Genomic DNA, 14721 nt, shown 5'->3' with positions numbered 1-14721 from the left:
TAAGAGCGACAATTCCGTGCGCCAGCATTATCCGGTCACGTTCCATCGGTCGAGACTATGCGTCTCCTCTCAGCCGCCTGTCGGCAGCTCCCGTGTCAACTCCCCGACTATAAAGCAAACCACCGTCAAAGGCAATAGATTCGGTAAGCATTGTGGCGAGGCTCTCAGTGAAGACACGATGCCGCTATTTGGCAAGTTGGCGCCACAGAAGACCTGTCAGTGGAGCCAAGCTGCCGAACAATGGCAGGACGGCACCGCTGAGATACGCCAAGCGGCGCCGACTTGCCAGTATTTGGCAAATCAGCGCCGCTGTGGAGTGATGAGCCAAGGTTCAAAGTACAAAACTACTTACCGAGCTTATCGAGCAGCAGGGCCTCGGTAATCACGTTGCTCTTCAAGCCCGGCAAGGAGATGGACTCGTTGGGGCTGTGTGCGTTGGCCTTCGGGTCTTCGGGGCCAGTGACCAACACCTGAGCAGACGGGAAGATACGCTGCAGTTCGGGAATGAACGGGATGGAGCCGCCCTCACCCTTGTTAATGGGTTCCACACCGAACGCCTCGGTCATGGCTTCCAGCGCATCCTTGGTGGCGATGGCGGTCGGATCCATGGCCCAACCCATGCCGTTTTCGCCACGCTCGACAGTGACCTTGGCACCGAACGGCGCGTGGGATTCAAGGAACGCGGCCAAGGCTTCCTGTGCTTCTTCAGGGCGCTGGGTGGGCGCGGTACGCAGAGACAGACGGAAACGAGTCTCCGGGGAAATCACATTGAAGGAGCCTTCGACCGGGTGCGCGTCGAAGCCGATCACGGTCACGGACGGCTTGGTCCACAGGCGGGAAGCCAGGGAACCGGTGCCGGCGAACTCGTAGCCGGAAACCACACCGGAATCCTCGCGCACGGTGGTCTCGTCGAGGTCGCGCTGCAGACCGCCGATCGGCTCTTCGGCAGCCACGCCGGGCACAGCCAGATCGCCGTTCTCGTCATACATGGAGGCGATAAGCAGGGCGGCCAGCGTATTGGAATCGAAGATCGGGCCACCATACTGGCCGGAGTGCACTGGGTGTTCAAGACCCTTGACGGTCACATCCACGCAGGTATTGCCGCGAAGAGAGGTGGTCAGGGAGGGAATATCGGCCGACCAGTTGCCGGAATCGGCCACGATGATGACGTCGGCGGCAAACTCGTCCTTGTGGGCTTCGATGAACGGGATGAAGCTCGGCGAGCCCATCTCCTCTTCGCCTTCGATGAACACCTTGATATTGACCTTGAGGTCATCGCCGAGGGCCTTCAGCGCGCCGGAATGGATGGCAATGCCGCCGCCATCATCGGCGGAACCACGGCCATAGAGGCGGCCATCGATCTCAGTGGCCACGAACGGGTCGGTGTTCCATTCGGCCGGATCCGGCACGGGCTGCACGTCATGGTGTGCGTACAGCAGCACGGTGGGCGCATCCGGGTTCACGATGTGTGAGCCGATGACTTCCCACGCGCCTGGAGTACCGTCCGCATTGGAGGCTTGCACCACCTTGGCATCCACACCGACCAGTCGTAGTTCATCGGCCACGAATTGCGCGGAACGCCTCATGTGCTCGGCGGTAATGCCGTTGGCGGAAATCGACTGCAGCGCCACTTTCTCGCTCAGCACCTTGACGATGCGATTCCAGTCGGATTCCACACGAGAACGAATCTCGTTGGCAGTCAATGCGGCCATGGTAGTTCTCCTCTATATATGTTGTGAGTGGCGTTATTGCAATGGCTACGCCTATGGTCGGGTGTCTGAACGTCACCGTAACCTCAAAGCATGACATGGAATCCGTTCAAGAAACAAGAAGAGGCTCAGGTTCCCGTTGAGGAAGCCACGAAGAAGGCCGCACCCAACGAGAAGAAAGGCCGTCCCACTCCAAAGATGAAGCAGGCTCAGGCCGCCGGCATCCGTCCGCTGGTTCCGGTGGACCGCAAAGCCAGCGCAAAAGCCGCCAAGGCTCGTCTACGCGAGAAGGAAAACGCCGAATACGAGGCAATGCAGAAGGGCGACATCAATCACATGCCCAAGGCCGAACGGTTGCCTTGGCGCATTTACATCCGTGATTACGTGGACGCCCGTTTTAACCTTGGCGAATGGTTTATTCCCGTGGCATTTGCGATCCTGATTGCGTCCATGCTTGTCACGTCTCTCGTGCAGAACCAGTGGGTATCCATCATCATGATGCTGTGCATGTATGGCTACCTGATTGCCGTAATCATCGACGTGTGGCTGATGTGGCGCAAGCTTAAGGCCAAGCTCATTGCCAAGTACGGCGAGTCGTCTGTGTCGAAGGGATCTCGCTCCTTCTCCTACGCGTGGAGCCGTGCCATTCAGATGCGCCGCTGGAGGCTCCCCAAGCCGCGTTATCCGAAGCGCGGTCACTGGCCTGCGGACTGATACTCATCTTCTGGCTTCCTTGCGAGGAAGCCATTTTTTTATGCAATGCTGACAGCGCAAACCAGTATGGCTTCCTATGATGGGAGCCATACTGGTTTGCGAAACATACTGCCGAGGAGGTCAATATGAGCGAACAATTCGATTTGGCAATCATCGGCGCCGGCCCCGGCGGCTATTCCACCGCATTGCGCGCAGCCGAACTCGGCATGAACGTGGCCCTTATCGAGCGCGACGCCACCGTGGGCGGCACCTGTCTGAACCGCGGCTGCATTCCTTCCAAGGCACTGATTACCGCCACGCACACCATCGACACCATGCATCGCGCAGCCGAACTCGGCATCCACGCATCAGTGGATAGCATCGATTTCGGCACTCTGCGCGACTATCGGCTGCGCGTGGTGGACACCATGGTCAAAGGTTTGGCGGGGCTGTTAGCGCACCGTAATATCACTGTGCTGCGCGCCGACGCATCCTTCAATGCGGAAGAAACCGATGCAGCAGACAACGCCCGGCATATTGTTCATCTCGTCCCTTCCCCTGGGCAAGCCGAGATTCTCACTTATCACAAGGCGGACGTCCCCGAACCGACCGGCGCTAGTCTCGATCTGGCGGCCGGCAACGTTGTCATAGCCACCGGCGCCAAGCCTCGTCCGCTGCCCGGCAATCCGTTCGCCGGCGCGCTCATCGATTCCACGCAGGCATTGGAAGTCAACGAGTTCCCCTCATCCGCTGTGATTATCGGCGCTGGAGCGATCGCTCTCGAATTTGCCTCGATGTGGAACGCGGCCGGTTCACAGGTAACGTTGTTGATTCGCAAGAATCGCGTACTCTCCGCGTGGGATCGTCGCGCCGGCACAACGTTGACCCGAGAGCTCAAGCGTCGCGGCGTGAACGTCATCACTCATACCATCGTCACCCATGTGGATACCGGCGCTAATCTGGGTGCCACCGTGCATTACACACGTGAAGGGCAGGATGGCGAACAATCCGTATGGGGCGAGATTGCACTGGCGGCCATTGGACGTACACCAGTTGCTGACCCATCATGGGGCGTCGCACTTACGGAGAGCGGCCATGTTGCCACAGATGCGTTTGGCCGCACCAACAAATCGGGCATATGGGCGGTAGGAGATGTGACGCCGGGCCATGCACTGGCTCACCGCGCATTCGAACAGGGCATCGTCATCGCCGAGGCCATTGCCGGACTCGATCCCAAGCCGGTTGACGAGAACACCGTTCCGCAAATCGTGTTCTCCTCACCCGAGGCGGCATCGGTGGGGCTGACGATCGAGCAGGCGCAGGCACGTGAGAATCTCCTCGAGGTCAAGGAGACTATCTACCCAATGCTGGCGAATGCCCGCATGTTGATGAGCGGCACAGCCGGTTCACTGACTATCGTCTCCGGCTGCGATGCTGCCGACCCTGACACTCCACGGGTACTTGGCGTGCACATGGTTTCTCCCGTGGCCTCCGACATCATCTCCGAAGCCGAGCAATTGGTTGGTAACCGATTGCCGCTGGCTGACGCGGCCCGGCTCATCCATCCTCACCCCACATTCAGCGAAACGCTCGGCGAGGCGTTGCTGAAGGCCGACGACCGGCCTCTGCACACGCGCTGAGCCAGACCAGCGCACCTGATAGGATATTGCCCAGTGTGTTTCGTCCCAGCAAAAGGAAGAAGTGATGGCGGAAAAGGACGCTAAGCCCAAGAAGCAGAGCACAATCAAGCAGATCATCCAGATTTACAAATACACGGCCAAGGAAGACAAGGCCCTGCCGTGGCTCGAGGCCGGCGCTTTCCTGCTGCCCGTGGTCGTCATGGTCATTATTGGCCTGATCGCCAAGTGGACCTGGCTGACCTGGATTTTCACCATGATCACCGCCGTGATGCTCGGTATCCTGCTGGCCATGATGCTGCTCACCCGCCGTGCGGACAAGGTCGGTTATAAGCAGATCGACGGCAAGCCCGGCGCCGCAATCGGCGTGCTGAGCAACATGCAGAAGGCCGGTTTCGACTTCCCGCAGGAGCCGGTGTGGATCGACCCGAAGACCAAGGACGCCATCTGGCGCGGCACTTCGATGAATGGCATCTATCTTATCGGCGAAGGCGAGTACGGCCGCGTGATGAAGGCCATGGACCGCCAGGAGCATGAAATCAAGGGAGTCACCGCTGGTTCCACCATTCCCGTGTACCGCATTGCCGTGGGACACGGCCCCAAGCAGGTTCCGCTGGACAAGCTGCGCAGCACGGTGACCAAAGCCAAGAGCTACGAGCCCACCAATCACAAGAACGCGCTGGTAGCCAAGATTCACCCGCGCCGCCGCTTCCTGCTGACCAGGGCCGAGACGACGACGCTGAACGAGCGCCTGCACACGCTGCAGTCCAAGAAGGGCTATTCCATCCCCAAGGGCATGGATCCGAACCGCCCGCAGAAGATCTCCCGCCGCGCAATGCGTGGCCGCTGATAGACTGCCGCATATTCCGTAACGAATCCCCGCTGACCTTCCTGGGTTGGCGGGGATTCTCTTATATTCGTCCCTATAAGCATCATCTCCATCTGTCAATATCTACTGTCCACGTTGCGGACGCCCGTATTCATTCACCCGATTGGTCACGTTTCCTTTCCGTAACGACGTTTCCTTGGAATACCGCGCTTTGCCGGCTGCTGTCCATAGTCACGAAACATTCTCGTAACCCAAGTTTCGAGCCGGCGAAACGCGCGATTTTACGATGGATACCGTTATATTCCACATGAAAGGAGCGGTCCCGTGACCGAACTCAAGTCCAAGGAAGACGCCGAGGCCCTTATCAACAAGGAAGGCATCGAGTATGTCTCCGTCCGTTTCACCGATCTTATCGGCGTTCAGCAGCACTTCACTGTGCCGGCTAGCGAATTCCTGAAGGACGCCTTCACCGACGGCATGCCGTTCGATGGTTCCTCCGTTCAGGGCTTCCAGGCCATCAACGAATCCGACATGAAGCTGGTCCCGGATGTTGAGACCGCTTTCGTTGACCCGTTCCGCAAGCACAAGACCCTCGACGTGGCCTTCTCCATCGTCGACCCGCTGACCGACGAGCCGTACTCCCGCGATCCTCGTCAGGTCGCCGGCAAGGCCGAGGCTTACCTGAAGTCCACCGGCATCGCCGACACCGCTTCCTTCGCCCCTGAGGCCGAGTTCTTCATCTTCGACAAGGTTCGCTTCGAGAACTCCATGCAGCGTTCCTTCTACGAGGTTGACTCCATCGAGGCTCCGTGGAACTCCGGCGTTGACACCGAAGAGGACGGCACCCCGAACATCGCCTTCAAGAACCGCGTCAAGAAGGGTTACTTCCCGGTTCCTCCGATCGACCACACCCAGGACCTGCGCGACGACATGGTCGCCAACCTGCAGAAGGTCGGTCTGATCCTCGAGCGTTCCCACCACGAGGTGGCCGCCGCTGGTCAGCAGGAGATCAACTATCGCTTCAACACCCTGCAGCACGCAGGCGACGACCTGATGAAGTACAAGTACGTTGTCCACGAGACCGCTGCTCTGGCTGGCAAGGCTGCAACCTTCATGCCGAAGCCGATCGCCGACGACAACGGCACTGGTATGCACTGCCACCAGTCCCTGTGGAAGGACGGCAAGCCGCTGTTCTACGACGAGAAGGGCTACGCTGGCCTGTCCGACCTGGCTCGCTGGTACATCGGTGGTCTGATCAAGCACTCCTCCTCCGTGCTGGCCTTCACCAACCCGTCCCTGAACTCCTACCACCGTCTGGTTCCGGGCTTCGAGGCTCCGGTCAACCTGGTGTACTCCGCTCGTAACCGTTCTGCCGCCATCCGTATTCCGCTGGCTGGTACCTCCCCGGCTGCCAAGCGCATCGAGTTCCGCGCTCCGGACCCATCCTGCAACCCGTTCCTGGCCTTCTCCGCTCAGCTGATGGCTGGCCTGGACGGCATCCTGAACCACATCGAGCCTCCGGAGCCGGTCGACAAGGACCTCTACGAGCTGCCGCCGGAAGAGCACGCTGGCATCAAGCAGGTGCCGAGCTCCCTGGCCGAGGCTATGGACGCCCTGGAAGAGGACCACGACTTCCTGACCGCCGGCGACGTGTTCACCGACGACCTGATCGAGACCTGGATTGGCCTCAAGCGCGACGAGATCGACCAGGCTCGCCTGGCTCCGACCCCGCTCGAGTACGAGCTCTACTTCCACATCTGAGTTCTACTACTCATCAAGAAGACCCCCAACCGCTTCTACGGTCGGGGGTCTTCCCGTATGCACTCACACAAAATGGTTCACTGCGGGAAAAGTGTGAGCCAAATGCACATTATCGCCCAAACGCACATGAGGATAACAAGCATTCCTCTGACGTAATTGGACATAAGCGCAAGAATTTCTCGAAAAAGCCCATTGGAGAATTTCTTGTGCTAAGCGTCTGTCAGTGCAAAAAATCTCGAAATGGCGGTTTTGTTCGAGAAATCTTTGCGCTCAGGCAGCGTCAGTGCAAAGATTTCTCGGAAACAAGGATTATTTCGAGAAATTGTTGCGCAGGGAATTCATCGGAATGTATGTCACCTGACATCGACGATGTCTGAAATCCACCAATAGATGATTCGCACAACTCAATGTGCGATTACAAGTATGTGAGGCTCACACTTTTCTTATCGAGAATCATTCGCTGCGCAGATCAGAGCGCCATAAGGCGCTCGGCGAGGCTGCGGAAGGTCTGGCCGATGCCATCAGTGCGCAGAGCGCCCTCGGAGGTCAGGACCGCCGGGCGTCCGGCCTCACCGGTCTCGCGCACCTCGGGTTCCAGAGGAAGCTGGGCCATCAGCGGCACGTCATAGCCCAAGGCCTCAGTCAGCTGCTCGGCCACGCGCTGGCCGCCGCCTGCGCCGAAAATCTCCAGCTTCTCACCTTTATGCTCGTAGTAGCTCATGTTCTCCACCACGCCGCGCACCTTCATGGGCACCTGCAATGCGACCAGCCCGGAGCGCACGGCGATGTCGGAGGCGGAGGGCTGCGGGGTGGTGACCACCACGAGTTCGGCGTTGGGCAACGCCTGAGCCACCGAGATGGCCATGTCGCCGGTGCCGGGAGCCAGATCAAGCAAAAGCACGTCGGGCTCGCCCCACCATACATCGGAGAGGAACTGTTCCAAAGATCGCTGCAGACGGGGACCACGCCAGAGAATCGCGCGATCGGCACCGGCGAACATGCCGATGGAAATCAGCTTTACACCCCATGCGGTGACCGGCATAAGCATGCCGTTCAGGTTGGTGGGCTGGGTGTGCACGCCGAACAGACGCGGCAGAGAGAATCCATAGATATCCGCGTCAATGGCGGCCGTGTCATAGCCAAGTGCCGCAAAAGTGGCGGCGAGGTTCGCCGTGACCGAGGACTTGCCAACGCCGCCTTTGCCGGAGGCGATGGCGAAGATTCGGGTCTTGACTCCGGGCTTGCTGAACGGGTTCTGTTTACGTTCGGCCTTGAGATCAGCAACAAGGTCAGCCAGCTTATCGCGGCTCATCGAACCGACTTCGATATGGGTGTTGAGCTGTGCACCAGGATAGGAGCTCACTGCACCGTTGATCTGGTTGGTAATGGTTTCGCTCAGCGGACAGCCAGGAACGGTCAGTTCGACATGCACGGTGACGTCATAGGCATCAGTGTCAACGTTGGCATCAGCAGGCGTGGCCTCGATGGCGGCAATCATGCCGAGGTCGGTGACCGAACGGCCAAGCTCAGGGTCGATGACCTTGCTCAGGCGTTCATAGATCTCGGCTTCGATCTGACGTGCGTCGCTCATAAATCCGTATCCTCCTTAAGAACCTGTACTACCCTAGCGTGTGTTGCGGCGGCATGCCAGAGAGAGTGGAGTAAGTCACACTGGGGCAGGACTGCGTTGAGAATTCACTCCTTGGCTCGCAATGGTTACTCTCCTCAGTCGTCTGATGCGACAGCTCATCCGCAATTATGAACAAACTTCGTTCGCATCCTCTGGCTCGCTGTCGTTCGCTCTTCATCTACAAACAGTCCAGCCTCAGAGAAGGGAGCCAAGAAATCAGATGCTACCGTTTTCGAGGAGTTGGGCGAATTGAGCCTCATTGAGCATGGGGATGCCGAGTTCCTCAGCCTTGGCAGCCTTGGAGCCGGCGTTTTCGCCGACCACCACGTAATCCGTCTTCTTGCTCACCGAACCGGCTGCCTTACCGCCACGCTCAATGATTGCCTCCTTGGCGGAGTCGCGAGAATAGCCTTCCAAGGAACCGGTGACCACCACGGTTTTACCTGCCAAGGTTTGCGGCAGCGTACTGGTCTCCGCTACGTCAACGCCCACGCCGGCGGCCTGCCACGCACGCAACGTCTCGCCACGCCAGTCTCCGGGTTCACGGGCCGCGGCGAACCAGTTCACCACCGATTCGGCGATTTCCGGACCGACGCCATCGATGGCGGTCAAATCCTCGACCGTGGCGTTTTCAATGGCACCCAACGAACCCATAGCGGAGGCAATCAGACGCGCGGTGGGAGGCCCGAGCCGTCGAATGGACAATGCCACCAGCACACGCCACAAGTCCGCGTGACGGGCTTTGTCCATCTCGTCGAACATCTTGCGCGTATTCTCGCCGGGCCTGATATACACCGGCACATCAGTGACGCCCGTGCGCGTGGTTTTGTGGTCGACGCGAACGATAACCGCATCAGCCGGCACGTCATATTCCGGGTAGCGCGATGCGACAAAGGCCGGCTTCGCATCAGACAAAACCGCGGCTTCGCCAGATGAGCCGGGCATGATGTCCGATGCACTCCCCCGTGCCGACTGCACTACAGCCGGTTCGATTCCCTCCGCGGCAGCAGCCGTAGCAGTCGCCACCTGCGCACGCTCAGCCAACTGCTTGGCGGTAAGTCTCTTGGCCGCCGTAGGAGCCGTCCAGAAAGCGGGCACCTGATGCCACAGGCCAGAGCCGCCCACGCGCTTGCGCACTTTCTTCTTCCTGCCGTTGGCATCGACCACTTCATGCACTTCGACAATCGCAGCCTCACGCCATACCTGCACATCTTTCAGATCGGCGACAGTCAGAGCGAACAAGCCTGATTCATTGGACAGCACAGGCGTTTGCTTGGGAGGCAATTCCAGACCAGCCGCAGGCTCGTAAGGTTCCGGTTCCTCGCCGGGAGCGACCAGGATCTCCGCGATATTCGGCGCATAGGTCGCCACAGAATCGGGACGGTTCTCCTCAGGATTGGTCAGCGCGATGGCCGACTGCTCGCCCAGATGCTCGATGTCGAACGCCTTGCGGGAGCCCAACGAAATCACACGCTCGGTGAGCTGCGCTGGGCAGCTTTCCACGTTCGGGCAGCGAATATCCTTATCGCCCTCCTTGGCGGGAGCCAGTTTCGCGCCGCATGACGGGCAGAACTCGGGCATGACGAATTCTCTCAGTTCGCTCTCACGCCCCTTGCGACGCTCCAGCACCGGCCCGACCAGTTCGGGAATCACATCACCGGCCTTGCGCACCACGACCGTGTCACCAATGAGAATGCCCTTGCGCTTGACCTCGAAACCATTGTGCAACGTGGTGCGAGCCACAGTGGAACCGGCCACATACACCGGTTTCAACACCGCAACCGGCGTCACACGACCAGTACGCCCCACCTGCACGGTGATGTTGAGCAGCTCAGTATTGACCTCTTCCGGCGGGTACTTATAGGCGATGGCCCAACGCGGCGCCCGCGAAGTGGCGCCAAGGGTGCGTTGCAGGCCAAGGTCATCGACCTTGACGACGATGCCGTCAAGCGCATGTTCGATATCACCGCGGTGCTCGCCGTAGTAATCGATCATGTCGAGAATCTCATGGAAGGACGTGACCGAACGATTGTGAGGAGAGACCGGCACGCCCCACTTGGCATACAAATCATAGGCTTGCGATTGGTCGGCTATCACGTCATGAGTGCCACGAGGATGATCCGGTCCCCAAGTGAGCTGCCCTAAACCATGCGCATAGAAGCTCAGCCGGCGAGTGGCGGTGATGCGCGGATCCTTCTGCCTCAACGAACCGGCTGCGGCGTTGCGCGGATTGGCGAAAGGCGCTCGGCCTGCATCCTCCTGCTCGCTATTGAGTGTATGAAAATCATCCCAACGCATGAACACTTCGCCGCGGATTTCCACGAAGTCCGGAATATCCTCTTTAGGCCCACCAAGCTGCGCCGGGATGGAGCCGATAGTGCGCACGTTCAGTGTGATGTCTTCACCGGTGACGCCATCGCCACGAGTCAGCCCCTGCTCCAGCACGCCGCCTCGATAGATGAGATTCAATGCCAGACCATCGATTTTGACCTCGCAGCTCATTGGCAACGGCTTGCCGTCCGGCCAATCGAGATCGCGAATCACCGAATCGTACCAGTCCTTGAGTTCCTCGATGGAAAAGACATCATCAAGGCTCATCATGCGGCTTGGATGCCGCACGGAAGTGAAATCGTTGGAGAACGAGCCGCCAACTCGATGGGTGGGCGACTGTGGATTGTCCAGCGAGGGGAACGCCGCCTCAAGCTTTTGCAGGCAACGCAGGCGCGCATCATAGGCGGCATCGGAGCTGACGGGTGCATCATCGATGTAGTAGGCGATCTGGTCGGCCTCCACCCAAGCGGCCACACGAGCCCACAGACGCGCCGCGACCTCGGCATTGAGCGTATTGACGTCAAGACGATCGAGCCGCATCGCGTCATCATCGGTGGCGTCAAGCGCGGCCACCCACTGCTCGGAACCGGGGGCAAAGCGGGTAACGCCTTCGTCGGGCCGGACCTCGGCCGCACCCCCATCGTCGAAATCCCATGCCAACTGTTCGTTCGTGCTCATGATTGTCTATCCTAGCGGGCGAACTCCCCCTGAAACGGCTACGCAGAAAGGGAACGAAGGAATTGGGCCTGGATAACGTCGATATTGTCGCCTTCGCCATCATTCATACGGGCAACAGCCACCGAAAGCGTGCGGGCAGGCACAAACATGCCCTCATCGACGCATACACGAGCGGCATCACGCACGATACCGGCCACTTCAATGTGCGGCCAGACCGGCAGATCATGCGAAGACAACACTTGCGCCGCGCTCTCCACCGATTCCGGCACACGGATGCATTGCGAATCGGCTCGGGAGACCAGCTCCTGTAACTCGCTCTCCAGCGATCCGATTGCTCCAGGTGCAATATGGTCGCTCATGATGTAGGCTGCGGCAGCCGTATCGAATCGGTCCAGCATCCACTCCGCATAGGCGAAACGGTAATAGGCGAACGCCGCATCATCACGATCCAGAGCCACTCGCAAGGCATTCAGGCAGGCGGCGCGCGCCGAATCCCAATCCTCATTGCGGGCCAGCTGAATGGCCAATTTCAGGTGCGACAGCGGATAGGCGGGCGCGTAGGCCACCATACGATTCAGGTGTGGAATCGCGGCTTTGGCGCCTTTGAGCTGTCCCAGCACATCAGCTAGTTCCATATGTGCATAGAACAGATTGTCAGGAATCAGAACCGTGCGCTCATCCAATGTGGCGAACAGGCGGTTATACACCACTCGTTCGGCATAGGAATTGAAGTATCGTGGCACCCCAGGGCCCATGGCAAAGATCTGGTCCATACGGGCCGCAGCCGCTTCGGCCATCTCAATGGCCTGATCGGCCTGTCCGGAGAACAGCAGATCGCGAGCGCGCAGACGTTCCTTATCCAGCTCGTCGGCAAGGGTGAAGGCAAAGTCCGGCGTATCGTTGCCGTCAATCAGCGCACTGGTGACCTGCGAGGCCAGACCCGTCAGTTCGGGATCGCTGATGGACTCGATGATCTGCATGGCCCGCTGCGCTTTCTCCACGGAATCAAGTTCCGTATTACGGGCGATGTCGTGGAACGCATTGACGCCATGCTGCAGCAGGTCCACACGCTGAATCGCCAGACCAGCGCTATTCTGCGCACCCAGTACTCGCGCGGTCGACGCGTTGAACTGACGGTCGGCAAGTTCCGGCTCCTCCTGGGAGCCAACGGGCGAGAACCGGCTATCGGCCAAGTCGAAGTCGGCGTTGATGGGCTTGAGCCCGCCCTCGCCGTCGACATCCATCACCGCACCAAACATCCGGTAGGTTTCTTCAGGGTGGTCAAGACCATCGGTGTCGAGACGTTGCAGGAAGGCATCCCTGGCGAATGTGACGGTGACCATGTTGCGCACGGTGGGGTTACGGCGCAGCACGCTCATCGGATCATCACCCGCACCCGCATTCTCGGTTTCGTTGCCGTCATCCGACGCCATGCCGAAAGCCATCTCGTCAATATCTACGCCCCGCATAAGGTCTTCGAACTGGGAGTCGATGGATGCGCTGTCGTCGCTGTCTTCGGCATTCTGCTGAGACGGGTCCGTCCCATCCGTCTCCGCGTCCGTTGCAGGCTGCTCATCACCGGTGCCAGTGGGCGGCTGCCCAAAGGCCTCCTCATGCGTGATCGGTCGGGTCGGATCGCCATGGAAATCGCCATCCTTGGGATCAGCCTTGGAACTGACACGTCCCAAATCGCCGCTGCGCAAATGCTCGAAAGCGCTTAACGCCTCGCTCATCATCTCTTCGATGGCCGAGTCCTGCTCGGCAATCGCCTCTTCCAAACCGATGGAATCGATGTGCAGAGACACCTGATGCACGGCTTGGCTGGTGCCGAAGCTCAGCGCCGCCATCATCAGGCCGACGCGCAAGTTGTAGGAGGCGCTCATCGATGCGCGCTCGACGCTGCTCAGCGTTCTCCACGTGCGCCGTTCGGTGTCATATCTGCTATCCGGCATCATCGACGTGCCCGCCGTGGTGAAGCCGATGGCCACTTCCCCCGAATCCAGTCGGGAACGAAACTCGACATCAAACCGATACGGTAGACGCAATCTGCGCAGCAGGGACGACAATGCCTGTCGATACACCCATTCGTCCGCTTTCGGCGCCGCATTCCTTGGGTCGGGGAACTCCTCACGAATCCGGTCTGCGGCGTGCTCGGCCGCATTGACCAGGCTCAGCACCGCACGGCGTTCATCGGATCCGTCATACGGGTTGAGCGCCATAATCGCGGGGTTTTCGATGAGCTTCATATCGATCTGCGCGGCCTCGGCACGGGTCACCGTGTCTTCCGTGGGATTGAGCCCACGCGAGGAATTGCGCTCCAGCCAGGCGCTCACCGCGGCAAAACGATTGAGATTGCCTTCGATTTTCAGGGATTTCAGTGCCTGATTGAAGGCCAACGACTTATCCCACGTGAAGAAATAGCCGCTCGAGTACGTCGAAGTATACAAATGCAGCGGCTCGGCGCCATGCACGGCTTCCAAACCCGGCGTGTTATCCAAAGCCCCGGCCTCGCGCATCAGATCCGCAAAATGATCCTCCAGGCCAGAGGCACGCATGCCGTGCGCACGAGCCTCCATCGTGTCGCGAATCGAACGCCTGATCGCACCGATGGGAGCCTCGCGATTGAGACGGCGGAAAATATTGCCGGAACCAAAACCTATCAACAGCCCATTGATTTGCGGCAGCATGTAGGCGGCGAAGAACGCAATGGCCATGGCATCACGGTATTCCAGATCATGACGCATATCAGCCGGCAGATTGGCGCGCATCTGCTCCAAGGTGTACCGGTTGCCGGCCTTAAGCCACGAGGCGAGCCACGTCATACGACCGGTGTCATCACGTCCGATCACGCCTCCGGTGATGGCCTTCACCTCGCCATTGCTGCGAATCGCCCGGCCCAGCACATTGCGACGAGTCTGCCCCGCATCAAAGCCCAACCGCTCACCGTTCGGCAGGGTCACTTCCTTTTCCTTGCCGAACATGAAGCGCGGCTGCATATCCTGGATGTCCATATCCAAATCGGCGCCCACAAACACGCGACCATGGGTATCGGCAAACGCCACCTGCGCAAAGTGATCCCGATCGGGGAAAATACCCAAGGAGAATCCGCGCCCCCGCGTGGAAGGCAGTTGCGCCCATCCCAGCACCAGTCCCTCGGGAACATTTTCCAAGGCGGGAAACGAACGCCTCTTGACCACCGGGCTCAGCGGCACCGCATGCTTGGTCAGTTCATCGATGATGCCGCCCTTGCGCTCGCTGGCCTCGCTCAACGCATCGCCAAACGGGTTGGTGCTGGCCTGACGAGGCTTGGATAAGCCCAGATCGGAGGCAAGCGCGTTCATCGAATCCTTCAGCCCGCTCAAGAAGGACGGACCGGATCGTTCACTGTGATTCGACATACGTTTTGGCATGATTCACATTCTCTACTGTTTGCCAGACATAAAGCCTATAGAA

At 59.4% G+C, this 14721-nt stretch carries 7 protein-coding genes and 2 pseudogenes; 4 read left to right on the top strand and 5 right to left on the bottom strand.

Going from position 1 to position 14721, the window contains the following annotated elements:
* Positions 1–344: 344 nt before the first annotated feature.
* Positions 345–1712: a dipeptidase gene (locus NBH12_RS04095; protein WP_250819200.1), complete on the bottom strand. Its 1368-nt coding sequence runs from the start codon at positions 1710–1712 to the stop codon at positions 345–347.
* A 90-nt stretch (positions 1713–1802) separates the two neighbouring features.
* Here NBH12_RS04095 and NBH12_RS04090 point away from each other — a divergent pair, with 90 nt between their 5' ends.
* From NBH12_RS04090 to glnA, 4 genes are all read left to right on the top strand, one after another.
* A complete protein-coding gene (locus tag NBH12_RS04090; RefSeq protein WP_003828771.1) occupies positions 1803–2423 on the top strand; it encodes a DUF3043 domain-containing protein in 621 nt (206 codons plus the stop codon).
* Positions 2424–2548: 125 nt separating this feature from the next.
* Positions 2549–4042, top strand: coding sequence for a dihydrolipoyl dehydrogenase family protein (locus NBH12_RS04085; protein ID WP_065452677.1), 1494 nt, complete (start codon positions 2549–2551; stop codon positions 4040–4042).
* Positions 4043–4106: 64 nt separating this feature from the next.
* Positions 4107–4889, top strand: coding sequence for a DUF4191 domain-containing protein (locus NBH12_RS04080; protein WP_025221376.1), 783 nt, complete (start codon positions 4107–4109; stop codon positions 4887–4889).
* A 303-nt stretch (positions 4890–5192) separates the two neighbouring features.
* Positions 5193–6629, top strand: coding sequence for a type I glutamate--ammonia ligase (gene glnA, locus NBH12_RS04075; RefSeq protein WP_003828766.1), 1437 nt, complete (start codon positions 5193–5195; stop codon positions 6627–6629).
* 469 nt (positions 6630–7098) lie between these two features.
* Here glnA and NBH12_RS04070 read toward each other — a convergent pair whose 3' ends face one another.
* From NBH12_RS04070 to NBH12_RS11110, 4 genes and pseudogenes are all read right to left on the bottom strand, one after another.
* Positions 7099–8220 (bottom strand): Mrp/NBP35 family ATP-binding protein, encoded by a 1122-nt coding sequence (locus NBH12_RS04070; protein WP_003828763.1) that lies wholly within the window; start codon positions 8218–8220, stop codon positions 7099–7101.
* 255 nt (positions 8221–8475) lie between these two features.
* Complete coding sequence (gene ligA / locus NBH12_RS04065; protein WP_250819199.1) at positions 8476–11268, bottom strand: NAD-dependent DNA ligase LigA; 2793 nt, start codon at positions 11266–11268, stop codon at positions 8476–8478.
* Between the two features lie 38 nt (positions 11269–11306).
* Positions 11307–12662: pseudogene (locus tag NBH12_RS11115) on the bottom strand (tetratricopeptide repeat protein); the annotation flags it as partial.
* A gap of 174 nt (positions 12663–12836) precedes the next feature.
* Positions 12837–14678, bottom strand: a pseudogene (locus tag NBH12_RS11110) (tetratricopeptide repeat protein); the annotation flags it as partial.
* Positions 14679–14721 lie beyond the last annotated feature (43 nt).

The sequence above is a fragment of the Bifidobacterium sp. M3-N-101 genome, assembly GCF_023656805.1.
In the GTDB taxonomy this organism is placed as follows: Bacteria; Actinomycetota; Actinomycetes; order Actinomycetales; family Bifidobacteriaceae; genus Bifidobacterium; species Bifidobacterium breve.
This window is presented reverse-complemented; position numbering and strand designations above follow the sequence as displayed.